Below are 22,047 nucleotides of genomic sequence, written 5' to 3'. Positions count from 1 at the left end.
GCGCAACGCCGAGCCCCGCCATCCGGGGCGATTCATTCGAGGTGACCGGGAAAACCGGTGCTCGAAAGGTCGCGGTCGGTCGGGGCGCCCGGTTCACCCGTCCCGGGATTCGTGCGCCTCGCGGAACTCCTCGACGACGTGCGCGGGCAGGCGACCCCGGTCCGCCAGGTCGTGACCGTTGCGCCGGGCCCATTCCCGGATGGCCCTGGACGTGGCGCTCGGCCGCCTCGGCGTGCGCCGCGCCGCCGCCGTGACCCGTCCCGAGCGCTTGCCGACCTTGTCCGCGTGGGCGATGAACAGCGCCAACGCCTCGTGCAGGCGGCGCGCGTTCCCGGCGGAGAGGTCGATTTCATAAGACACCCCGTCCAAACCGAACAAGACCGTCTCGACGTCGCCGGTCGAACTCCCGTCGAGGTCGTCAACCAACCGGACCAACACCTGTCGCGCCATTCGGCACCTCCCACCGCATCTTCTCGCGCTCAGGGTAGCCCGTTTGTGATCGCTGGATCGGCACAATTGAAAACGAAATCTGTTCATATCGCTTCGGCCTTGCGCATTCACGGCGTGCTGTCCGGGGTGAATATCCGGATGGCCTGCTGTTTTCCACGGGAGGGAGGGCGCCGCGCCCGGTGGGCCGGTTCCGGTAACCCGCCGATCGGACCGGCGCCGCACCGCCCTCGAAAGGCTGGGCCATTCGTGTCCCCGCGCCAGCCGGGTCACCTGTTCGGGCGTGATCCGCGCACCCAACGGGTAAGTTCGCCCTGTCGTGGCGTCTTCGGAGGAGAGGGCGTGAGGTGGCGATGACGGCGGTGGGGTCCGGCCTGCGGACCGCGGTGGAGCCGATCGACGAGGGCCGGGCGGTCCTGCTGGCGATCGGCGGTGAGGTGGACCAGGCGGCGGTCGAGCGACTGGACTGGGCGTTCGCCGAGGGGCTCGGCACGGCCACGCGCGCGGGCGCGTCGCTGGTCGTGGCGGACCTGGGCGAGGTCGAGTACTTCGCCTCGGTGGGGATGACCGCCCTGCTGCACGCGCACGAGCGGGCCGCGCGGAGCGGGGTGGAGCTGGTGGTCGTGGCGCCCGCCAGGCACCTGGTCACCACCCTGCTGGTGATGACCGGCCTCGACTCGGTCGTCCGCCTGGTCCACTCGGTCGACGCCGCGCTGGCCGGGCGGGGCTGACGGCGGGGCGGCGCGACCAGGGCGCCGGCCCGGTCGCACCGCCCCCGCACCCCGGTCCGGGGTCCGCCCGCCTAGAAGCGGATCACGACCCGCCCGCGCAGTCCGCCCGCGTCCATCACCCGGTACGCCTCGGCCGCCTCCTCAGGCGGATATTCACCTGCCACGCGCAGTCGCAACCCGCCCGCCGACGCCAGGTCGCGCACCTCCTCCAACCAATCCGTGCGCTCCAGGACCTCGACGACCATCACCCGGTGGACGGTGATCCCGCGCTCGGTGCCCTCGGGCCGCCAGCCGCGCACCACGACCACGCCGCCGCCGTCCTTGAGCGCGCCGAACACCCGCTCGTGCAGCAACGCCGTGTCGTAGACCCCGTCCACGCCCCCGGGGAAGCGCTCGCGCACCGCGTCGGCGAACCCGTCACCACGCGGCACCACGTGGTCCGCGCCGAACCCGAGGACCAGGGGTTCGTCCTCGGGCTTGGCGTCCGCGACCACGACCAGGCCCGCCTTCTTGGCCAGCGGGATCACGTAGGAGGCCAGCAACCCGGCGCCGCCGGTCACCGCCAGCACGTCACCCGGCGACAGCCCGAGCACGTCCAGGCCGAGCACGGCGGTGAGCCCGTTCATCGGCAGCGTCGCCGCCTCCGCCGGTGAGGCGCCGTCCGGGACCCGCACCACCGATGCCTCCGGCACGACCAGCAGTTCCGCCTGCGCCCCGCCCTCGGGGCGGCGGGGCGAGACCGCGGCCATCACCTCGTCGCCGACCCGCAGCCGCCGGACCCCGGGCCCGACGCTCTCCACCGTCCCGGCCGCGTCCATGCCGGGCACCCACGGCGGCGGCAGGTCCGGCACGCCCATCTCCCGCAACCCGATGTCGGTCGGGTTGACCGCCGCGGCCCGCACCGCGATCCGCACCTCGCCCTCGCCCGGCTCCCGCACCTCGCGGTCGACGACGGTCAGCACCTCCGGTCCGCCCCGCTCGGTGACGCCCACTGCCCGTGCCATCGGTGGCCTCCTCACGTCGTTCCTCCCTGCCTACCCGGTATCGCCGGGCCGCGCGCGCCCAACCGCCGAGGAGACCGGGCCCACCGGACGCGCCCCCCGGGGTCCGACGCGGCGGCCGACGCGTCCCGCAGCCGGACCGGTCGTGGCCCGCGGGTTTGGCCGCCCCGGCTCGTGGCACCCCGTGCGGGAGTGCCGGTCCACGGCACCTCGTCCAGCGGCTGGAACGTGCGGACGTCGGCCTCCGAACACGGGCGCCGACCAACCCCGGGTCGCCCCCTGCCCGAATTCCGGCAGGCCGGGCGGTGTGGACGGGAACCGGGACCGAATCCACAGTGGAGGCAGGGGATGGCGTTGAGAACGGCGAAGCGGGAGGAACCCGGCCGGGTGCGGCGGCGCGGGCGGGTGCTCGGCCTGGTCAGCCTGGGACTGGGCGTGGCGCAGGTCGCGGCACCGCACGCGGTGCGCAGGCTGAGCGGGGTCGACGACTCCGCCACCACCCGGGCGGTGGTGCCCCTGGTGGGCGCCCGGGAACTCGTGCACGCCGCCGGGCTGCTCGCCGGCCGCCGCGTCGGGCCGTGGTCCTGGACGCGCGTCGCGGGTGACGCGATGGACCTCACCAGCCTGGTCGTGGCGCTGGGCAACCGCCGCGGGCAGCGGCGCGGCCGCCTCGTGGGCGTCACGGGCGTGGTCCTCGGCATCACGGCGCTCGACGTGCTCACCGCCGTCCAGGCCACCCGTGCGACAGGAAGAGGAGGAACCGTGGAGCTGACCGCCACGACGACCGTGAGGCGACCGGTGGAGGAGGTGTACTCGTTCTGGCGCGACCTGGAGAACCTGCCCTCGTTCATGGGGCACCTGGAGGAGGTGCGCGTCACCGGCGAGAAGACCAGCCGCTGGCGGGCGACCGCGCCGTTCGGGCGGACCGTCGAGTGGGACGCGGAGATCACCGACGAGGAACCCGGCGTGCGTATCGGGTGGACCTCGACCGGCGACGCGGACGTGCCCAACACCGGCAAGGTGTGGTTCGTGCCCGCGCCGGACGGCGAGAGCACCGAGGTGCACGTGGTCATGGCCTACGAGATCCCCGGCGGGAAGATCGGCAAGGCCGTCGCCCGGTACTTCGGCGAGGAGCCGCACCAGCAGGTGGACGACGACCTGCGCCGGCTCAAGCAGGTCCTGGAGACCGGCGAGGTGGTCCGGTCCGACGGCGCGCCGTGGGGCAAGCGCGCCCGCGAGGAGTTCCCGCAGCGGCCCGCGCAGCCGCTGTCCCCCGAAGAGTTGGCGAAGGGAGCACAGGCGTGAAGGCCGTCACCTGGGCGGGGCGCAACAGCGTCGAGGTGCGCGAGGTGCCCGACCCGAGCATCCTCAACCGCCGCGACGCGATCGTCCGCGTCACCTCCACCGCGATCTGCGGCTCCGACCTGCACCTGGTCGACGGCTACGTGCCGACCATGCAGGACGGCGACATCCTGGGCCACGAGTTCATGGGCGAGGTGGTCGAGGTCGGCCCCGGCGTCGACGCGGCCGAGCTGCGCGTGGGCGACCGCGTCGTGGTGCCGTTCCCCATCGCCTGCGGCGGGTGCGGCGCCTGCGCGGCCGAGCTGTACTCGTGCTGCGAGAACAGCAACCCGAACGCGGGCATCGCGGAGAAGATGTTCGGCCACCCGGTCGCGGGCATCTTCGGCTACTCCCACCTGACGGGCGGCTACGCCGGCGGGCAGGCCGAGTACGTGCGGGTGCCGTTCGCCGACGTCGGGCCGCTGAAGATCGAGTCCGACCTGACCGACGAGCAGGTGCTGTTCCTGTCCGACATCCTGCCCACCGGCTACATGGGCGCGGAGATGTGCGACATCCAGCCCAGCGACGTGGTGGCCGTGTGGGGCGCGGGCCCGGTGGGGCAGTTCGCCGCCGACAGCGCCCGGGTGCTCGGCGCGGCGCAGGTCGTCGTCATCGACAAGGAGCCCTACCGGCTGCGGATGGCGGAGGAGGCCGGGCACACCACGATCAACTTCGACGAGGTGGACGTCCGCTCCCGGCTGCTGGAGCTGACCGGCGGGCGCGGCCCGGAGAAGTGCATCGACGCGGTGGGCCTGGAGGCCACCCACGGCAGCCCGCACATCGCCGCCTACGACCGGGTCAAGCAGGCCGTCCGGTCCGAGACGGAGCGCCCGCACGCGCTGCGCCAGGCGATCCTGTCCTGCCGCAGCGGCGGGGTCGTGTCCGTCATCGGCGTGTACGGCGGGATGCTGGACAAGTTCCCGGCCGGCGCGTGGATGAACCGATCGCTGACGCTGCGCACCGGGCAGACCCACGCCCACCGCTACCTGCGGCCGCTGCTGGAGCGCGTCGAACGCGGTGAGTTCGACCCGACCCGGATCATCACCCACCGGATGCCGCTGACCGAGGCGCCGCGCGGGTACGAGCTCTTCAAGCAGAAGCAGGACAACTGCGAGAAGGTCGTCCTCACGCCGTGACCCGCGTGCGTGGTGGCCGGTACCGGCCACCACGCACGCAGTCCTGTGTGGACGGTCCGATCACGTCCGCCCGTCCCGCCGCCGGTCGAGCCCGGCGAGCCGGACCACCGCGGCGAAGCCGTCCTCGGTGCCGGGCCAGTGCGCGCGCACCGCGCCGAGACCCGCGCGGCGCACGACGCCCCGCAGCACGACGACGACCACCACGGCGTCGTCGGCCTGGCCCAGGACCGGGATGAAGTCGGGGACCAGGTCGATCGGCAGCGCCAGGTAGGCCAGCAGCAGCACCAGCCGGACGCGGACACCGCGCGGCAGGTCCCGGTCGGTGGCGAGCCCGCGCAGCAGGCGCACCACGTCGGGCAGCAACCGCAGCGCCTCGCGCAGCAGCCCACCGCGCGGCCGCAGCACGGCCAGCGCCGCGATCAGCGCGAGCCAGCTCAGCAGCAGCCCGGCCGCGACCCCGAGCGCCAGGTCCCACCACGACGAGCCGGTCATGATCGGGTTCCTCCGGTGCTCAGGGCGTCCTCCTCGGACTCGACCGTCCCCGCCGGCCGCGGACCGGCCGCCTGGATTCTCCACCACCCGGCGCGAACCGGGGCACGGGCCGGCACCGGGGCCGACGACCCCCGCCGCACGACGCCGGCCACCGGTGCCGGCCGCGTCCGGGCATCGGCCGGGCGGCTGTTTCGAGGTCGTCCCCCCGGGTAGTCGGAGGCCAGTTGCACCAGCAGAGGAATGGGGAACGATGAGCGACACGACCACCGTGGACCGGCTGCGCACCGCCCTGTCGGACGTGGCCTACCCGGCGGCGAAGGAGCAGTTGGCCGACCACGCCTCCCGCAACAACGCCGACGAGGACACCGTGTACGCGGTGCGCTCCCTGCCGGAGGGCGTCTACGACTCCTTCGACCAGGTCCTCGGGTCCGTCGCGATCGACGAGCGGCGCGACTGACCAGGGGACCCGGGAGGGCCTTTCACGCCCCGGCGAGCCCGGCCTCGTAGCCGGCGATCACCAGCTGCGCCCGGTCGCGGGCGGCCAGCTTCGCCATCAGGTGCCCGATGTGGGTCTTCACCGTGTGGCGGCTCAGGTGCAGGTGCTGCTCGATCTCGGTGTTCGACAGGCCCCGGGTGATGAGCGCGAGCACCTCCCGCTCCCGCGCGGTCACCCCGTCCAGCTCGCGGCGGGGTGACCGCGGCGCGCGGACGAAGTCCGCGATGAGCCTGCGCGTCACGCTGGGCGCGAGCAGCGCCTCGCCGGCGGCGACGGTCCGGACCGCGTCGAGCAGCCGGGCCGGCGGCACGTCCTTGAGCAGGAAGCCGGCCGCGCCCGCGCGCAGCGTCCCGTACACGGCCTCGTCCAGGTCGAACGTGGTCAGGACGAGCACTTTCGGCGCGCGGGGGAGCGCGGTCAGGTGCCGGGTGGCGGCGATGCCGTCCAGGTCGGGCATCCGCACGTCGAGCACGGCCACGTCGACCGGCACCCGCCTGGCCAGCGCGCACGCCTCCCGGCCGGTGCCCGCCTCGGCCACCACCTCCACCCCGGGCTCCGCGTCGAGCAGCGCCCGCACGGTGGCCCGGTACAGCGGCTCGTCGTCGGCCAGCAGCACCCGGATCGGGCCCGTCACGGCGCACCGCCCAGCGGCAGGGTGGCGCGCACCTCGAACCCGCCGCCCGGCGCGGCGCCCGCGTGCAGCGCGCCGCCGTGCAGGTCGACGCGCTCCCTCATGCCCAGCAGGCCGTGCCCCGGCGGGCCGGGCCGCGCCGTGCCCTCGTCGACCACGGAGATCACCAGCCGGTCGTCCTCGACGGCGGTGGTGAGCCGGCAGCGCGGCGGTCGGCTGTGGCGGCGCACGTTGGTCAACGCCTCCTGCGCGATGCGGTGGGCCGAGACCCGCACCGAGGTCGGCAGCCCGGACAGGTCGGCGTGCCGGGCGGTGACGGTCACCCCGGCCGAGCGCGCCTGCTCGACCAGCCGCTCCAGCCCGTGGTCGGCCGGCGGGTCGCGCAGCGCGCCGAGCACGGTCCGCACGTCGGCCAGCGCGGAGCGGCTGACCTGCTCGATCGTCCGCAGCGCCGCCTCCCGCTCGCCGGGCCGGTGCTCCGCCAGGTGGTTGGCGACCGCGGCCTTCATGGCGATCAGGCTGAGGTTGTGCCCGACCACGTCGTGGATGTCCCGGGCGATGCGCAGCCGCTCCTCGGCCAGCGCCCGCGCGGTCCGCGCCGCGGCCAGCTCGGCGGCCCGCCGCCGGCGGTCCCGGACCACCGCGGCCGCCGCCCAGGACCCGGCGATCACCACCGCGCTGTAGAGGAGGGCGGGCACCGGGGTGGTGTCGAACGACTCGGCCCCCTCGGGCCCCGGCACCAGCGGCAGGCCGGGCACGACCGCCACCGCGACGCCCGGCGCGGCCACCGCGACCAGCGCCCCCAGCGCGCCCACCGCCCCGGACCGGGCCGAGACCAGCGCCGGCGGGTACAGCGCCCACGCGAGGGCCAAGGCCACGACCTCCTGCCCGAGACCGGTCACGACGGCCACCGCCCCGGCCAGGGCCACGCCGACCAGCACGGCGACCGGCCACCGCCCGCGCACCGCGAGCGGACCGCCGAGCGCCGCGGCCACCGCCCAGGCGAGCGCGTCCGGCTCCGGAGACCGGAGGACCGCCCACAGCACGACCACGCCGGCGGCCACCACGTCGACCGCCCGGCGCGCCCCGGGCCCGAGTGCCATGCCGCCACCGTAGCCGGGCCGGCGCGGGCGGAACTCGGACCGCGGTCCGATGTCCGGGGACCCCGGCCGGGCCAGGCTCCTCGGGTGCTCAGCGTGATCCTCTCCGCCGCGGTCCTCGCCACCGCCGCCCCCGTCGCACCACCCGTCGTCGACCCACCCGCCGTCGACGCCGCCGCCGTCACCGCCGTGGTGGAGGAGCACCGGGAGCGGACCGGCCTGCCGGGCGCCGCCGTCGCGGTGACCCGCGGCGACACCGTCGTGCAAGCCGCCGGGTACGGCCACACCCCCGACGGCGAACCGATCTCGGCGCACACCCCCATGGCGGTGGCGTCGGTCAGCAAGTCCTTCACCGCGCTGGCCGTGGTGCAGCTCGCGGAGCGCGGCCGGCTCCGGCTCGACGACCCGGTGCGCGCCCACCTGCCGGAGTTCGAGATGGCCGACCCGCGCGCCGCCGACATCACCGTGCGCCAGCTGCTCGACCAGACCTCGGGCCTCTCGGACACCACCCACCGCTCGTTCACCGGACCGGGGGTGCGCACCCTCCGGGAGGCCGTGGCGGCGATGCGCGGCTCCACCCTGGCCGCCGACCCCGGCACCCGCTGGGAGTACCACAACCCCAACTCCCAGCTGGCCGCGCGCCTGGTCGAGGTCGTCGCCGGCCTGCCGTTCGACGAGCAGCTGCGGCGCGGGGTCTTCGCGCCGCTCGGGATGCGCGACAGCCGCACCGTGAACACCGACCGCGACCTGCCGCCGACCGCCCGGGGCCACGTGCGGGTGCTCGGCGTGCCCGTCGCGGCGCCCGAGCCACCGGCCTTCGGCAACGGCTCCGGCGGCGTGCTCAGCACCGCCCACGACCTGGCCGCCTGGCTGATCGCCCAGAACAACGGGGGCCGGGGGCCCGGGGGAGCCTCGATCGCCACCCCGGAGTCCATCGCCGCGACGCACACCCCGTCCGGGGTGTCCGACTCCTACGCCCTGGGCTGGTCCGTCGGCGTCACGGACTCCGGCGCGCCCCTGGTCGAGCACGGTGGCGACCTGTTCACCTCGACCGCCTACCAGGCGCTGCTGCCGGGGTCCGGCCACGGCATCGCGGTCACGGCCAACGCGGCGGCGGGCGCGGCGCGGGAGCTCGGCGCGCGGCTCGTCGCGCTGGTGGAGGGCAGGCAGCCGCCGTCGTCGGGCGACCCCGGCCCGATCGTCGACGCGGTGCTGCTCGGGCTCGCCGCCGGCGCCGCGGGCCTGGCGGTCCGGGGTGTGCTGCGCGCGCGGCGCTGGGCCGCCCGCCGGCCCCGGTGGACCGCCGCCCGCCTGCTGCTCCTGCTGCTGCCGCTGGTGCTCGCGGTGACGCTGCACCGGGTCGTGGGCTTCCTCTACCGGGGCCGTGACGTGGCCTGGCTCCAGGTCGCCTACCTGTTCCCGGCGTTCGTGCTCGCCCTGCTGGTGACGGCGGCGGGCGGCGTCGCCGTGCTCACCGCCCGGGGTGCCGCGCTGGCCCGGGGGACCGGTGGCCGGCCGGCGGCGGGGTGAGGCCCAGCCGGGCCGACCTCAGCGGGACCGACCTCGGCGGGACCGAGCCCCGCCGGGCAACTCCAGCGGGGTCGACCCCCGCCGGGCCGACCTCAGCGCGGCGAGTCGACCACGGCGGTCTCCGCGGTCCAGGCGCGGGCCTGCCCGCTGAGGGTGATGCCCAGGCCCGGCCGGTCGGACAGGTGCATCCGGCCGCCGCTGATCTCCAGGCGCTCGTCGAACAGGGGGTGCAGCCAGTCGAAGTGCTCGACCCAGGGCTCACGGGGGTAGGCGGCGGCGAGGTGGACGTGGATCTCCATGGCGAAGTGCGGCGCGAGCTGGAGGTGGTGGTGGTCGGCCAGCGCGGCGAGCCGGAGGAACTGGGTGATGCCGCCGACCCGGGGCGCGTCGGGCTGGAGCACGTCGACGGCCCCGGCGCGGATCAGCTCGTAGTGCTCGGCGACGCTGGTGAGCATCTCGCCGGAGGCGACGGCGGTGGTCAGGGCGCGGGTCAGCTCGGCGTGCCCCCGCGTGTCGTGGGCGTCGAGCGGCTCCTCGATCCAGACCAGGTCGAACTCCTCCAGGGCGCGGCCCACCCGCAGGGCGGTGGGGCGGTCCCACTGCTGGTTGGCGTCGACCATCAGCGGCACGCCGTCGCCGAGGTGCGCGCGGACGGCGGCCACGCGGCGCAGGTCCTCGGCCGGGTCGGGCAGGCCCACCTTGATCTTGACGCCGCCGACGCCGGAGGCCAGCGTGCGGGTCGCGTTGTCCTTGACCTGCCCGATCGACTCGTGCAGGAACCCGCCGGAGGTGTCGTAGCAGCGGACCGAGTCGCGGTGCGCGCCGAGCAGCTTGGCCAGCGGCAGGCCCGCGCGCTTGGCCTTGAGGTCCCACAGCGCCACGTCGAACGCGGCCAGCGCCTGGGTGGCGGCGCCGCTGCGGCCCACCGAGGCCCCGGCCCACACCAGCTTGGTCCACAGCCTGCCGATGTCGTTGGGGTCCTCGCCGACCAGGTCGGGCGCGACCTCGCGGGCGTGGGCGAACTGCGCGGGCCCGCCGGCGCGCTTGGCGTAGCTGAAGCCGACGCCCTCCAGCCCGGCCTCGGTGCGGATCTCGGCGAACAGGAGCGCGACCTCGGTCATGGGCCGCTGCCTGCCGGTGAACACCTTGGCGTCGCTGATGCCGGTCGGCAGGGGCAGGGTCACCGAGGACAGCGCGACGGACTCGACCCGGTCGTGGGCGACGGCGTGGGGCATCGGGCTCCTCCTCTGCGGAAATCACGTACGTGAATTCCGGCGGCATTCGTCGTATTGACACCCGTCAACCCCGATCGTAACGTCCCAGACCAATGTGGAAAACGCTTACCAACAGTGCTGCCAACGATTCCGCGCGTCCTGGTTCAGCCCCGTGAACACCGCGACCCGGAGCGCCGCCCCGCGCCCGGGTGCGCCCGATGGGAGAGTCGCCGTGCCGCAACCCGACAAGCGCAGGTCGTCCCACCACCGGGGGTGGCGCGTCGCGCTGACCGCCCTCCTGCCCGGCCTCGTGGTGGTGGCCGGCGCCGCGCCGCTCGCCCGAGCCGCCGACCCGACCACCCTCGTGGTGGCCACGAACGGCAGCGACGACAACCCCGGCACCGTCGACCGGCCACTGAGGTCCATCCAGAGAGCGGTGGACCTGGCGCAGCCGGGGACCTCGATCCTGCTGCGCGGCGGCACCCACGCCGTGACGACCAACGTCCAGATCCTCAAGAGCGGCGAGCCGGGCCGGCCCATCCGACTGGCCAACTACCCCGGTGAGCGCGTGGTCGTGGACGGTGAGAACCTGCCCGCCTCCCACACCCCGGTGGGCGGCAGCATCCCGCGCGCCGAGCGGGGCGTGTTCCACCAGGAGGCGTCGTGGTGGCACGTCTCGGGCCTGGAGATCACCCGCGGCCCGTACGCCTGGTACTGCGCCGGCTGCAACAACAACGTGTTCGAACGCCTGGTCACCCGCGACAACTACGAGAGCGGGTTCCAGCTCCAGGGCGCGTCCAGCGACAACCTGATCCTCAACCTGGACAGCCACGGCAACCGCGACCCGCGCAAGAACGGCGAGAGCGCCGACGGCCTGGCGGTCAAGGAGGGCTCCGGCACCGGCAACGTGGTGCGCGGCGCCCGGCTGTGGAACAACGTCGACGACGGTTTCGACGCCTGGCTGTTCACCTCGCCCATCCGCGTCGAGAACAGCGTCGCGTACGGCAACGGCTACAACCGCTGGAACCTGCCGGACTTCTCCGGCGACGGCAACGGCTTCAAGCTGGGCGGCGGAAACCCGGCCCCCGCCGCCGCCCACACCCTGACCAACACGATCGCCTACGGCAACGCCGCGCACGGCTACACCGACAACGGCAACCCGGGCGCCATGACCCTGACCCGCAACACCGCGTGGAAGAACGCCAGGACCGGCTTCACGGTCGACCGCTCCACCTCCCGGCTGACCGGCAACCTGGCGGTGAACAACGCGACGCCCGTGTCGCTGGGGTCCTCCACCGGTTCGGGCAACTCCTGGGACGTCAAGTCGAGCTGGAAGGACGCCGACCTGTCGAGCACCAGCGCCTCCACCCTCACCGGCGCGCGCGACGCGAACGGCGACATCCGCTCGTCGAACTTCCTGGTGCCGAAGAACCACCCGAACCTCGGGGCGCGGATCTGACCGGGGGCGGGTGCGACCCGGGCTCCCGGGCCGCACCCGCCCCGTCACCGCGCGCAGGAAGCCCGCCGGGCGGTCCGCGCCACCGCGTCCACGTCGGCCGCCGCCCACACCTCGTCGGGGAACGTGGCCCCGCCCCGGCCCGGGGCGGAGGCGCGGAGGAACGCCCGGCGGGCAACGGGGTGTGGCACGGCTCTGCGGGGTACCGGTCGGGTGATGCGCGGAATGGTTCCCCGCGCCGGGGGAACCTGCCGGTGGGTGGCCGGGAACCGGCGCCGGCACGGAACTCGGGCGAAGGTCGGTGACGGCGCTGTGGACCTCACCCCGTACGAGCGGCGGCAGCTCAGGAAGATCCGGCGCTGGTTCGAGCACACCGACCCCGGGCTGGTCGCGCTCCTGTCGGGTCGGCCTGCGGCGCGCCGGGCCGTGCGCCGCCGCTGCGCCCGGCTGGTCGTGGACCTGCTCGGCGCGGTCTGCCTGGTCGCCGGCGTGGTGGTCGCCCTCCCGCTGCTGCTGCCCGGCTTCCTGCTGCTCATGGCGGGCGCGTGCCTGCACACGGCGGCCTGCCGGCACGACGAGCTGCTGCGCCGGGTGGCGGGTCGCTGACCACTTCGGCTTCCCCGTGTCGGGCCGGTGACCTGGGGTGATGGTGGATTCACCAGCCCTGGGGGTCGTATGATCGGGCTCGGTCTGGCACCCTGGGGTGTTAACCGAGTCGGTGTTGCGGTCCGCCGCAGGACTGGCACCTATCTCGACCGGTGGCGATTGACGAGGTGAAGGGCCCCGGCACGGGTGCCCGAACAATTGTGCAGAACAGTGGTCGCGTAGTCCAGCAGTCCGTCGTCGGCGACGACACGGGCTGGTCCAACGCGCCTTTTCCGGCCCTGGTGGCGGACGCCGACGGCGCCGTCCGGGGGTTGAACGACGCCGCGAGGCTGTTGTTCCCGCGAGCCGTGGTCGGCGACCGGCTCGACAAGAGCTGCGCCCCCTGGTTGGCGCGCGCCCACCACGAGTTCACCACGCGGGCGAACCGCGGCGGCGAACCGGTGCGGGGCCCGGTCGCCCTGCGGAGCTTCGAGGCGCACCCGATCAGCGGTGACCGCGGCGCGGTGGTGTGGTGGCTGGTCGAGGACACCGACGTGCGCCTGGCCCGCGAGCAGCTGCGGGTGGAGCGGGAGCGCGCGGAGCTGCTGGGGCGGATGTCCTCCGCCCTGTCGACCTCGCTGCACCCGGAGCGCTGCATGGAGGTCACCGCCCGGCTGGCCGCCGACCACCTGGCCGACGCCGCAGTGGTCATCGCGCCCGGCAGGTCGGGCGAGTACCCCGTGACGCACTGCGTGCGCGACGAGACCTCCGCGCACTCGGTGCTGTCCTTCGACCCCTACGACGTCCCGGGCCTGGGCGAGGCGCTCCAGGGCTTCCCCCCGGTGCCCTCGCGCTGGCTCGACCCGTTGTCGGCGCCGACCTGGCTGCTGCCGGGCGGCTTCGGCGAGGTGGCCTCGATCGTGGTGACCCCGCTGCCCGGGCACGGCGTGCCCGCCGGGGCCCTGGTGCTGCTGCGCGGCGCGGGCCGGGCGCGGTTCACCGAGGACGAAGAGGCGTTCGCGCGGCTGTTCGCGGCCCGCGCGGGCGCGGCGATCTCGGCGGCGCGGATGTTCGCCCAGCAGGGCGCGATCACCGAGGCGCTGGTGGGCGACCTGCTGCCCCCGGTGCTGCGCCAGGTCGACGGGGTCGAGTACGCGGGCCGGTACCGGGCGTCGGTGGACGCCGAGCGGATCGGCGGGGACTTCTACGACGTCCACCCGGCGGCGAACGCGGACACCGAGGAGGGCGAGGCCCTGGCGGTGCTCGGCGACGTGTGCGGCAAGGGCCTGGCCGCGGCGGTGCTCACCGGCAAGGTGCGCACCACCCTGCACGCCCTGCTGCCCCTGGCCGACGACCACCAGCGGGTGCTCGGCCTGCTCAACAACGCCCTGCTGACCTCGCACAACAGCCGCTTCGTGACCCTGGTGCTGGCCTCCGTCCGGCGGGTCGGCGCGCACGTGCGGCTGCGCCTGACCAGCGGCGGGCACCTGCCGCCGCTGGTGCTGCGGACCAACGGCGAGGTGCAGGAGGTGGCCACGTCGGGCACCCTGGTGGGGGTGTTGCCCGAGATCACCTCCACCACGGCGGACGTCCTGCTCGCCCCCGGCGAGACGTGCCTGCTCTACACCGACGGGATCACCGAGGCGCTCGGGGGTCCGATGGGCGACGAGATGTTCGGCGAGCAGCGCCTGCGGGACGCGCTGGTGGACTGCGCGGGGATGCCCGCCGACGCCATCGTCGAGCACGTGCACATGCTCGCCTCGCACTGGGTCGGCACCGGCGAGCACGACGACATCGCGGTGCTGGCGATCACCGCGCCCCGGGGCAGGCACCTGACCGCGGTCGACGGGCACGGACCCGGCCGGTACACGGCGTGACCACCACCGACACGGCGGACGACTGCGCGGGACTGCTGTGGTCGGCGGTGCGCGCCGGCGACGAGCACACCGCGACCGACGCCGTCCTGGAGGCGTTCGCCCGTGGCGTGGCCGCCGAGGTGCTGCTGCTGGACGTCATCGCCCCGGTGCAGCGCCGGGTCGGCGCGGAGTGGGCCGCCAACCGGCTCACCGTGGCCGAGGAGCACGCGGCGACCGCGATCAACGAGCGCGTCATCGCGGCCCTGACCCGGGCCCTGCCGCGCCTCGAACCGCACCTCGGGCGGATCGCCGTGGCCTGCGTGGACGGCGAGTGGCACGCCCTGCCCGCCCGGCTATTGGCCGAGGTGCTCCGGCTGCGCGGCTTCCGCGTCGACTACCTGGGCGCGCAGGTGCCCACGCCGCACCTGATCACCCACCTGCACCGGACGGGCCCGGACGCCGCGGCGCTGTCCGGCTCGCTCGCCACGAGGCTGCCGGTCGCGCACGCCACCATCACCGCCTGCCAGGCCGCCGGCGTGCCCGTGCTGGTCGGCGGCAGCGCCTTCGGCACCGACGGCCGCTACGCCCGCCTGCTGGGCGCCGACCTCTGGGCGCCCGACGCCCGCACCGCCGCCGACCACCTCGCCGCGGGACCCCTGCCCCTCCCGCGCAACGGCCACCAGCCGATCGACGACCTGCCGCACCTGGGCGACCAGGAGTACACGATGGTGTCGCGCACCAGCAGGCTGCTGGTCAAGGCCCTCTACACCGGCCTGGAGGACCTGCTGCCGGTGATGCGCGACTACACCGAGGCGCAGCGCAGGCACACCGCCGAGGACCTGGCCCACATCGTCGACTTCCTGGCCACCGCGCTCTACACCGACGACCGCGGCATGTTCACCGGGTTCATCACCTGGACCGCGGGCGTCCTGCGGGCGCGGGGCGTGCCCGCCGCGTTCCTGGTGCCCGCGCTGGACCTGCTGGCCGCCGAGCTGCGCGACTTCCCGCGCGCCAGGGGCCTGATCACCGCCGCCCGCACCGACCTGCTCCAGGTCCTCGGCACCGGGGTCTCCGGTACCGGGGACCACCACGCCCAGCCCCACGACGCCGACCCCGGAACAGCCACATGAACCCACCGCGCGCCCTGACCTGCACCACGACCGCAGTCGACGGCGGCACCGCCCACGTCGCGATCTCCGGGGACATCACCTACGACAGCGGTGACCGGCTGCCCGCCGCGGTGGCCGAGCTGCTCGCCGCGCACCCCGTCCGGCACCTGCACCTCGACCTCACCGACCTCGGGTTCTGCGACTCCTCCGGGTTGGGGGCGCTGCTCACGGTGCTGCGCGCGACCACCGCGGTGGGGGCCGAGCTGCACCTGGACAACCGGCCGCCCTCGCTGGACCGGCTGCTGCGGCGCACCCGCACCTACGACCACCTGACGCGTGCCGCCAGGCAGGAGCGCAAGGAGCGGCTCGACCACTGACGGCGTAGCGCGGGCTCGGCCCGGGTTCCCGTGCCACCCGGTGAGGGTGGTGCGGAACCAGGCGCCGTCAGCGCGGCACGCGCCGCTGCCCGGGTGACGATGGGCGGCCCGGTGTCGGCGGGCCGGTGCTGTGTCGGCGGGGCCGGTGCTCAGGTGGTCCCCTGGAGCCGGCGCTCCAGCTCGACCAGTTGCGCCTCGACGCGCGCGGCGAGGTGGGGCCGTTGCTGGGCCCGGTACATGTCGACGGCCTCCTGCCACGCGGCCCGCGCCTCCTCCGGCCTGCCCAGCACCGAGAGGGGGTAGCCCATGCCCTCCAGCGACTCGACCGCGCCGTAGGTGTGCTCCAGGTCGCGGAAGATGCCCAGCGCCTCCTGGTACATCGCCAGCGCCTCCGCGGGCCGGCCGGTGCGGTGCTCGATGTAGGCCAGGCTGTCGAGGGTGGCCGCGATGCCGTTGCGGTCCCCGTGCCGCCGGTGCAGGGCGAGGGCCTGCTCGCAGTAGTCCCGCGCCCGGTCGTACGCCTCCAGCTTGGCCGTGTACCAGCCCGCCATGTTCAGCGCGACCGCCTCGCGCGAGTAACCGCCGTCCATGGTGCGCAGGACGTCCAGCGCCTTGAGCGTCTGCTCCAGCGCCCGCTGCCACTCGTCGTCCAGCTCCCACGCCCACGCCAGCGCGATGTGGGTGTGCGCGAGCAGGAAGCTGTCGCCGCTCTCCTCGGCCAGGGCGATGGCCCGGTCCAGGTGCTCCATGGCCTCGTCGTGCCTGGTGAGCTTGGCGTAGGCCCAGCCGAGGTTGCGGTGGACGAGCACCCGCGTGGCGTGGTCGGCCGCGTGGTCGGCGGCGGTCAGGGCCTCCTGCCACAGCCTGAGGTTGTCGTTGAGGTGGCCCCGGCGGACGTGGAACGACGTCAGGACCAGCGCCAGCCGCCACACCGGCGGCCACCAGCCGATCGCGGCGGCGGCGTGCTGCGCGGCCAGCAGGCAGGCGTGCTCGGCCTGGAACCACTCCATCGCGGCCGGGTCGTCGGCCAGCGGCACCGGGTGGCAGCCGGGCACGGGCGGGTCGACCTGGACCGGGGTGCCGTGCGGGTCGAGCAGGCGGTGGCCGGTGTGCGCGGTCTGCACGTAGTGGTCGACCACGTGGCGCAGCGCGGCGTCCCGGTCGGCCTCGGGGAGGTCGCGGCGGGCGGCGTCGGCGGCGTAGCGGCGGACCAGGTCGTGCATCCGGTACCGGCCGCGCACGTCCCGGGCGACCAGCGACGCCTGCTCCAGTTCGCGCAGCACCGCCCGGGTGGCGGCGGGGGACAGGCCGATGAGGTCGGCGGCGGCGTGCAGGCCGGTGTCCGCGCCCGGCGCGATGCCGAGCAGCGCGAACGCGGTCGCCTGCGGTCGGGTCAGCGCTCGGTGCGACCACGACAGGACGGTGGAGATGCCGGCGGCGGGGTCCTCGTCGAGCGCCTGGAGACCGAGGTCGCGCAGCTCGGCGGCGAGAGCGCTCAACGGCACGTCGGAGCGCATGCTCGCGCGGGCCGCGATCACGCTCAGCGCCAGCGGCAGGCCGCCGCACAGCCCGATCAGCTCGTCCACCGCCCGCTGCTCGGCGGCCACCCTGGCGCGGCCCAGGCGGGCGGACAGCAGGGCCCGCGCCTCGGCGTCGGGCAGCACGTCCAGCATGAGGTGCGCCGCGCCGTGCGCGGAGATCAGGCCGCTGAGCTGGTTGCGGCTGGTGACCAGCACCAGGCACGAGTCCGTGCCCGGCAGCAGCGGCACGACCTGGGCGGTGTCGACGGCGTTGTCCAGCACCAGCAGCATCCGCTTGTCGGCGATGAGCGAGCGGAACAGCGCGGCCTGGGCGTGCGGCGCGACCGGCACGCGGCCGGGCTCGACGCCCAGCGCGTCGAGGAACCCGCGCACGGCCACCGCCGGGTTCATCGGCTCCCGGTCCGGGCTGAACCCGCGCAGGTCCACGAACAGCTGACCGTCGGGGAACCGGTCGGCGTAGCGGTGGGCCCAGTGCAGGGCCAGCCAGGTCTTGCCCATGCCGCCCGATCCGGCGATCGCCGAGATCACCATGGTCCGGGCGGTGCGGGTGGCGCCCTCCAGCGCCGTGTCCAGCCGCGTCAGCTCGTCGTGCCTGCCGACGAAGGAGGTGGGCGGGGCGGGCAGTTGCCGCGGTGTCACCGCTTTGTCGGCGGTGGGTGGGGTGTGGGTCGGTGGCTGGTGGGTGGGTGGGGTGAGCAGGGACGGGTCGGAGTTGAGGATGCGCCGGTGCAGGTCGCGGAGCTGGGTGCCGGGGTCGGTGCCCAGCTCGGAGACCAGGCGGGTGCGGAACCGCTGGTAGTGCTCCAGCGCGTCGGCGGCCCGGCGGCCGCGGTAGAGGGCGAGCACGTACTGGCCGGCGACCCGCTCGTCCAGCGGGTGCTCCACGGCCAGCCGCGACAGCTCGGCCACCAGTTGCTCGCCCTGGCCCCGGCGGAGCCGGCAGTCGATCAGGTCCAGCTCGGCGCCGAACCGCTCCTGGTGCACCCGGTCGCGCTCGGCGGTGGCCCACGCGCTGTCCACGCCGGTGAGGGCTTCGCCCCGCCACAGGCCCAGGGCCGTGGTCAGCAGCTGTTCCACGCCGGCGTCGTCGCCGGTGGAGGCGGCGGCTCGGGTTCTCAGGTGGTGGAAGCGGTGCAGGTCCACGGCGGTTCGTTCGACCAGGAGGGCGTAGCCGCCGGAGCGGTGGATCAGGGTGGAGGTGGTGGGGCTGGTGCTGTGGGCCAGTGCCTGGCGTAGGCGGGAGATGTAGCTGGACAGGGTTGCCTGCGCCCGCCTGGGCGGGTCGACGCCCCACACCCGTTCCACCAGCCGTTCGGCCGGTACCACCTGGTTCACGTCGACCGCCAGCGCGGCCAGCACGCACCGCTGTCTCGCCGGGCCCAGGTCCACCGCCCGCCCGCCCACCTGGGCCGTCACCTCTCCGAGCAGGCCGATCCCGACCGCCATCCCACCTCCGGTAACCGGGTTGACCAGGGCATTCCAGCATCGCTCAAACGGAACGCAAGATCGATAGCGGATAGTTGTCCATCGAGGCGACCCGTTGACCTGGGGGAGCGGGTCGCCTCCTCAAGCCTCCCACAACCGCCGGTGGTCCTCGCTCGATCGGGGGACCTGGGGAGCGGTTCGCGTCACAGTTGAGTGCCATCGCGCGCACCGGGTAACCCCCTCCCATGAGTGTCCACGAGGGACACGTGCGGAGGAGGTCTGGCGGTTATGGGCATCGGTGACAAGTTCGACGAGCTGAAGGACAAGGCCAAGGACGCCCTGGGCCAGCACGGCGACAAGGTCGACCAGGGTATCGACAAGGCTGGTCAGGCCGCCGACGAGCGGACCGGTGGGCAGCACTCCGAGCACATCCGGCAGGGCACGGACAAGGCCAAGGAAGGGCTGGACCGGTTCGGGCAGAAGTGACCGCTGCTGTGGGGGCGGTGGTTCACCGGTGATCGGTTCACGGGCGGAGAGATAAGAGCGGCGCTCGCCGCTGGGCAGGCCGCCGGGGGAGAACTGCGGGCTGCTCGTGTTCTCCCGTACGGCCTGCCTGAGGCAACCACACTTGTCAAGGGTCCCGCGAAAGGCGTGCGGGACCCTTGACAAGTGTGGTAGGGCTGCGCCCAGGCCATACGGGAGAACACGAGCGGCATGGGTGTTCCGGGGTGTTGTGCTAGTCCGGTAGTTCGGCCCAGACGACCTTGCCGTTGTCGTTGTGGTCGGTGCCCCAGTCGGAGCTGAGGGCGGCCACGATGATCAGGCCCCGGCCCCGGGCCGAGTCGACCTGGATCGGTCTCTGCTGGGGTGGGGTGGAGGAGGTATCGGTGACCTCGATGCGCAGTCCGGCGTCCGTCCTGGAGACGGTCAGGCCGATCGGGCCCTCGGCGTGGTCCACGGCGTTGGACACCAGTTCGGTCACCACCAGGGCGGCGTCGTCGGCCACGTCCTCGGAGAGGCCCCACGCCGACGCGGCTTCCGCCACCGCTTCCCGTGCGCGTGCCGACGAACCCGCTGTGGCGGGCAGCGTCATGGCCACCGGCGCCGCTGGCTCGTTGCGCACATCCGCTCCCGTTGATCGGCTGTCACCGCATCGTCGCACATCCCCCGACCGCGTCACCGACTGGTCGTGCCGAAAGCGGCGTGCCGGGGGTTCGGTGTCGGCGTTCGGTTCCTCGGGTGGCTAGGCTCGGGCCCCATGGAGTTGCGGGTGCGCAGTGAGGTGCGGGGCGGCTGGACTGTCCTCGCGGTGTCGGGCGAACTGGACGCGGACACCGTCCCCGTGCTCTCCGACCTCCTGGAGGAGAGTTCGAGCGACCGGGTCGTGGTCGACCTGAGCGGGGTGCCGTTCATGGACACCACCGGGCTGTCGCTGATGCTGGACTGGCACCGGCGCCTGGAGGGCGTGGGCGGGGAGTTCCGGATGGCCTGCCTCCAGGCGTCGGTGCACAAGTTGTTCCGGTTGACGGAGTTGACCGAGGTCATGCACATCCACGACTCGGTGGACTCGGCGACGGTCGGTCGGTAGCCGGTCAGTCCTGCTCCAGGCCGAGGTAGAAGGCGATCAGCCGCAGCAGGTGGTCGGTGTCCACGGGCTTGGTCACGTAGTCCGTGGCCCCCGAGGCCAGCGACTTCTCCCGGTCGCCCTTCATCGCCTTCGCGGTCACGGCGATCACCGGCAGGTCGGCGTACCGGGACATGGCCCGGATCGCCGCCATGGTCGCGTTGCCGTCCAGCTCCGGCATCATGATGTCCATCAGCACCAGCGCCACGTCGTCGTACTGCTCCAGCGCCCGGACCCCGGTGATCCCGTTGTCCGCGTAGATCACGTTGAGCCCGTGCAGCTCCAGCACGGAGGTCAGCGCGAACACGTTGCGCAGGTCGTCGTCGACGATGAGCACCTTCTCCCCGTGGAACCGCATCGGCGGCGGGGGCAGCTCCTCCGGCGCCACCACGGACTCGGTGGTGGGCTCGGCGGGCGCGAGCAGCTCCGGCAGCTCCTCCGGCTCGACCACGACCGGCGGCACCAGGCCCTGCTCGCCCAGCGGCAGGTACAGGGTGAACGTCGAGCCGACGCCCGGTTCCGAGCGCACGTCCAGCCGCCCGTCGAGCAGGGCCGACAGCTCCCGGCTGATGGACAGGCCGAGGCCCGTGCCGCCGTACTTGCGGCTGGTGGTGCCGTCGGCCTGCTGGAACGCCTCGAAGATGACCGACAGCTTCTCGGCCGGGATGCCGATGCCGGTGTCCTGCACGTCGAACGCCACCGAGCCGTCGATCACCCGGATGCGGAGTCGGATGCCGCCGTCGTGGGTGAACTTCACCGCGTTGGACAGCAGGTTGCGCAGGATCTGCTGGACCCGGTGCTCGTCGGTGTGCAGGGTGGGCGTCACGTCCGCGTCGACCACGACCCCGAAGTCCAGGCCCTTCTCCGCCGCCAGCGGCAGGGTCAGCGCCTCGACGTAGGCCACCAGGTCCGACACCCGCACCGAGTCGGTCTGCACCTGCATGTGCCCGGCCTCGACCTTGGTCAGGTCCAGGATGTCGTCGATCAGCTGGAGCAGGTCGGTGCCGGAGGAGTGGATGGTCCTGGCGAACTCGACCTGCTTGGGGTTGAGGTTGCCGTCGAGGTTGTCGGCCAGCAGCTTCGCCAGGATGAGCAGGCTGTTGAGCGGGGTGCGCAGCTCGTGGCTCATGTTCGCCATGAACTCCGACTTGTACTTCGAGGCCGACGACAGCTGCCGCGCCCGCGCCTCCAGCTCCACCGAGCCCGCCCGCAGCTCCTCGGTCAGCCGCTGCGACTCGACCAGCAGGCTGTCGGTCCGGGCGTTGGCGAGCATGGTGTTCACGTTGACGCCGATGTTCTCCTTCAGCTGGTCCAGCAGGTCCAGGTGGACCTCGGTGAACTCGCCGAACGAGCCCAGCTCGATCACGCCCAGCGTCTCGCCCTGGAACACGATCGGCAGGATCACCAGGTTCGAGGGCGGCGCCGCGCCCAGGCCCGAGGTGACCTCCAGGTACCCGGCCGGCACGTCGGTGACGAGCACCGTCTTCTTCTCCACCGCGACCTGGCCGATGAGGCCCTCGGCGCGCTTGAACCGGGTGGGCCGCCCGTCGCGGGGCGACCAGCCGTAGGAGGCGGTCAGCTCCAGCACCTCGGACTCGCCGTCGACCAGGAAGAACGCGCCGTGCTGGGCGGAGACCAGCGGGGTCAGCTCGCTCATCACCAGCGACGCCATCGCCCTGAGGTCCCGGTGTCCCTGCATCTGGCCGGACAGCCGGGCCAGGTTGGTCTTGAGCCAGTCCTGCTCCTGGTTGGCGCGGGTGGACGCCTTCAGGTTGCTGATCATCCGGTTGATGTTGTCCTTGAGGTCCGCGACCTCGCCGGAGGCGTCCACGGTGATCTGCCGGGTCAGGTCGCCCGCGGTCACCGCGGTGGCCACCACGGCGATGGCGCGGACCTGGCGGGTGAGGTTGCCGGCGAGTTCGTTGACGTTCTCGGTGAGGCGCTTCCAGGTGCCG

At 74.0% G+C, this 22,047-nt stretch carries 22 protein-coding genes; 12 read left to right on the top strand and 10 right to left on the bottom strand.

Features of this window, described 5'->3' with window-relative positions:
- Nucleotides 1–93: 93 nt before the first annotated feature.
- On the bottom strand, nucleotides 94–450 hold the full coding sequence (locus ACFP3R_RS34950; RefSeq protein ID WP_380642803.1) for a histone-like nucleoid-structuring protein Lsr2: 357 nt from the start codon (nucleotides 448–450) through the stop codon (nucleotides 94–96).
- Nucleotides 451–800: 350 nt separating this feature from the next.
- On the opposite strand from ACFP3R_RS34950, the gene ACFP3R_RS34945 reads away from it, so the two are divergent.
- A complete protein-coding gene (locus tag ACFP3R_RS34945) occupies nucleotides 801–1,178 on the top strand; it encodes an STAS domain-containing protein (protein WP_380642801.1) in 378 nt (125 codons plus the stop codon).
- Nucleotides 1,179–1,249: 71 nt separating this feature from the next.
- Here ACFP3R_RS34945 and ACFP3R_RS34940 read toward each other — a convergent pair whose 3' ends face one another.
- Nucleotides 1,250–2,182, bottom strand: coding sequence for a quinone oxidoreductase family protein (locus tag ACFP3R_RS34940; protein WP_380642799.1), 933 nt, complete (start codon nucleotides 2,180–2,182; stop codon nucleotides 1,250–1,252).
- Nucleotides 2,183–2,527: 345 nt separating this feature from the next.
- On the opposite strand from ACFP3R_RS34940, the gene ACFP3R_RS34935 reads away from it, so the two are divergent.
- Together ACFP3R_RS34935 and ACFP3R_RS34930 are read left to right on the top strand one after the other, a co-directional pair.
- Nucleotides 2,528–3,484: an SRPBCC family protein gene (locus tag ACFP3R_RS34935; protein ID WP_380642797.1), complete on the top strand. Its 957-nt coding sequence runs from the start codon at nucleotides 2,528–2,530 to the stop codon at nucleotides 3,482–3,484.
- Nucleotides 3,481–4,656 carry a zinc-dependent alcohol dehydrogenase gene (locus tag ACFP3R_RS34930; RefSeq protein WP_380642795.1) on the top strand — a complete coding sequence of 392 codons (1,176 nt, stop codon included), beginning with the start codon at nucleotides 3,481–3,483 and terminating at the stop codon, nucleotides 4,654–4,656. The genes ACFP3R_RS34935 and ACFP3R_RS34930 overlap by 4 nt, the downstream gene beginning before the upstream one ends.
- Before the next feature lie 60 nt (nucleotides 4,657–4,716).
- Here the strand turns inward: ACFP3R_RS34930 and ACFP3R_RS34925 are convergent, their stop codons facing one another.
- Nucleotides 4,717–5,148 (bottom strand): YkvA family protein, encoded by a 432-nt coding sequence (locus ACFP3R_RS34925; RefSeq protein WP_380642793.1) that lies wholly within the window; start codon nucleotides 5,146–5,148, stop codon nucleotides 4,717–4,719.
- 250 nt (nucleotides 5,149–5,398) lie between these two features.
- Between ACFP3R_RS34925 and ACFP3R_RS34920 the strand changes: the two genes are divergently transcribed.
- Nucleotides 5,399–5,605, top strand: a complete 207-nt coding sequence (locus ACFP3R_RS34920; protein ID WP_380642791.1) for a DUF2795 domain-containing protein — start codon at nucleotides 5,399–5,401, stop codon at nucleotides 5,603–5,605.
- Between the two features lie 22 nt (nucleotides 5,606–5,627).
- Here the strand turns inward: ACFP3R_RS34920 and ACFP3R_RS34915 are convergent, their stop codons facing one another.
- Both ACFP3R_RS34915 and ACFP3R_RS34910 read right to left on the bottom strand, forming a co-directional pair.
- The gene (locus ACFP3R_RS34915) at nucleotides 5,628–6,278 is read right to left on the bottom strand and encodes a response regulator (RefSeq protein ID WP_380642789.1); all 651 of its coding nucleotides are present in this window, start codon (nucleotides 6,276–6,278) and stop codon (nucleotides 5,628–5,630) included.
- Nucleotides 6,275–7,378, bottom strand: a complete 1,104-nt coding sequence (locus tag ACFP3R_RS34910; RefSeq protein WP_380642788.1) for a sensor histidine kinase — start codon at nucleotides 7,376–7,378, stop codon at nucleotides 6,275–6,277. Before ACFP3R_RS34910 ends, ACFP3R_RS34915 begins: the two co-directional genes overlap by 4 nt.
- 84 nt (nucleotides 7,379–7,462) lie before the next feature.
- Here ACFP3R_RS34910 and ACFP3R_RS34905 point away from each other — a divergent pair, with 84 nt between their 5' ends.
- Complete coding sequence (locus tag ACFP3R_RS34905) at nucleotides 7,463–8,905, top strand: serine hydrolase domain-containing protein (protein WP_380642786.1); 1,443 nt, start codon at nucleotides 7,463–7,465, stop codon at nucleotides 8,903–8,905.
- Between the two features lie 92 nt (nucleotides 8,906–8,997).
- Here ACFP3R_RS34905 and ACFP3R_RS34900 read toward each other — a convergent pair whose 3' ends face one another.
- Nucleotides 8,998–10,140 carry an L-talarate/galactarate dehydratase gene (locus tag ACFP3R_RS34900; protein ID WP_380642784.1) on the bottom strand — a complete coding sequence of 381 codons (1,143 nt, stop codon included), beginning with the start codon at nucleotides 10,138–10,140 and terminating at the stop codon, nucleotides 8,998–9,000.
- Nucleotides 10,141–10,351: 211 nt separating this feature from the next.
- On the opposite strand from ACFP3R_RS34900, the gene ACFP3R_RS34895 reads away from it, so the two are divergent.
- The gene (locus ACFP3R_RS34895; protein WP_380642782.1) at nucleotides 10,352–11,578 is read left to right on the top strand and encodes a right-handed parallel beta-helix repeat-containing protein; all 1,227 of its coding nucleotides are present in this window, start codon (nucleotides 10,352–10,354) and stop codon (nucleotides 11,576–11,578) included.
- 44 nt (nucleotides 11,579–11,622) lie between these two features.
- Here the strand turns inward: ACFP3R_RS34895 and ACFP3R_RS34890 are convergent, their stop codons facing one another.
- Nucleotides 11,623–11,766 carry a hypothetical protein gene (locus ACFP3R_RS34890; protein WP_380642780.1) on the bottom strand — a complete coding sequence of 48 codons (144 nt, stop codon included), beginning with the start codon at nucleotides 11,764–11,766 and terminating at the stop codon, nucleotides 11,623–11,625.
- A gap of 121 nt (nucleotides 11,767–11,887) precedes the next feature.
- On the opposite strand from ACFP3R_RS34890, the gene ACFP3R_RS34885 reads away from it, so the two are divergent.
- From ACFP3R_RS34885 to ACFP3R_RS34870, 4 genes are all read left to right on the top strand, one after another.
- Nucleotides 11,888–12,181 (top strand): DUF3040 domain-containing protein, encoded by a 294-nt coding sequence (locus tag ACFP3R_RS34885; RefSeq protein WP_380642778.1) that lies wholly within the window; start codon nucleotides 11,888–11,890, stop codon nucleotides 12,179–12,181.
- A gap of 200 nt (nucleotides 12,182–12,381) precedes the next feature.
- The gene (locus tag ACFP3R_RS34880) at nucleotides 12,382–14,037 is read left to right on the top strand and encodes a SpoIIE family protein phosphatase (RefSeq protein WP_380642776.1); all 1,656 of its coding nucleotides are present in this window, start codon (nucleotides 12,382–12,384) and stop codon (nucleotides 14,035–14,037) included.
- Nucleotides 14,034–15,146: a cobalamin B12-binding domain-containing protein gene (locus ACFP3R_RS34875; protein ID WP_380642774.1), complete on the top strand. Its 1,113-nt coding sequence runs from the start codon at nucleotides 14,034–14,036 to the stop codon at nucleotides 15,144–15,146. The genes ACFP3R_RS34880 and ACFP3R_RS34875 overlap by 4 nt, the downstream gene beginning before the upstream one ends.
- Nucleotides 15,143–15,502 carry an STAS domain-containing protein gene (locus tag ACFP3R_RS34870; RefSeq protein WP_380642772.1) on the top strand — a complete coding sequence of 120 codons (360 nt, stop codon included), beginning with the start codon at nucleotides 15,143–15,145 and terminating at the stop codon, nucleotides 15,500–15,502. The genes ACFP3R_RS34875 and ACFP3R_RS34870 overlap by 4 nt, the downstream gene beginning before the upstream one ends.
- A 149-nt stretch (nucleotides 15,503–15,651) precedes the next feature.
- On the opposite strand, the gene ACFP3R_RS34865 is transcribed toward ACFP3R_RS34870, so the two are convergent.
- Entirely contained in the window at nucleotides 15,652–18,489 is a 2,838-nt protein-coding gene (locus ACFP3R_RS34865) for an AfsR/SARP family transcriptional regulator (RefSeq protein WP_380642770.1), read from the bottom strand.
- A 267-nt stretch (nucleotides 18,490–18,756) separates the two neighbouring features.
- Here ACFP3R_RS34865 and ACFP3R_RS34860 point away from each other — a divergent pair, with 267 nt between their 5' ends.
- Complete coding sequence (locus ACFP3R_RS34860) at nucleotides 18,757–18,954, top strand: antitoxin (RefSeq protein WP_380642768.1); 198 nt, start codon at nucleotides 18,757–18,759, stop codon at nucleotides 18,952–18,954.
- A 250-nt stretch (nucleotides 18,955–19,204) separates the two neighbouring features.
- Here the strand turns inward: ACFP3R_RS34860 and ACFP3R_RS34855 are convergent, their stop codons facing one another.
- Nucleotides 19,205–19,591 carry an ATP-binding protein gene (locus ACFP3R_RS34855; protein WP_380642766.1) on the bottom strand — a complete coding sequence of 129 codons (387 nt, stop codon included), beginning with the start codon at nucleotides 19,589–19,591 and terminating at the stop codon, nucleotides 19,205–19,207.
- Nucleotides 19,592–19,738: 147 nt separating this feature from the next.
- Between ACFP3R_RS34855 and ACFP3R_RS34850 the strand changes: the two genes are divergently transcribed.
- Nucleotides 19,739–20,056 carry an STAS domain-containing protein gene (locus ACFP3R_RS34850; protein ID WP_380642764.1) on the top strand — a complete coding sequence of 106 codons (318 nt, stop codon included), beginning with the start codon at nucleotides 19,739–19,741 and terminating at the stop codon, nucleotides 20,054–20,056.
- A gap of 4 nt (nucleotides 20,057–20,060) precedes the next feature.
- Here the strand turns inward: ACFP3R_RS34850 and ACFP3R_RS34845 are convergent.
- The coding region (locus ACFP3R_RS34845) for an ATP-binding protein (RefSeq protein WP_380642762.1) at nucleotides 20,061–22,047 on the bottom strand (1,987 nt) is incomplete at its 5' end.

This window comes from Saccharothrix lopnurensis, from assembly GCF_042658445.1.
GTDB classification, from domain to species: domain Bacteria; phylum Actinomycetota; class Actinomycetes; order Mycobacteriales; family Pseudonocardiaceae; genus Actinosynnema; species Actinosynnema lopnurensis.
The sequence above is the reverse complement of the archived record's forward strand: the minus strand, read 5'-3'. Positions and strand labels throughout refer to the sequence as shown.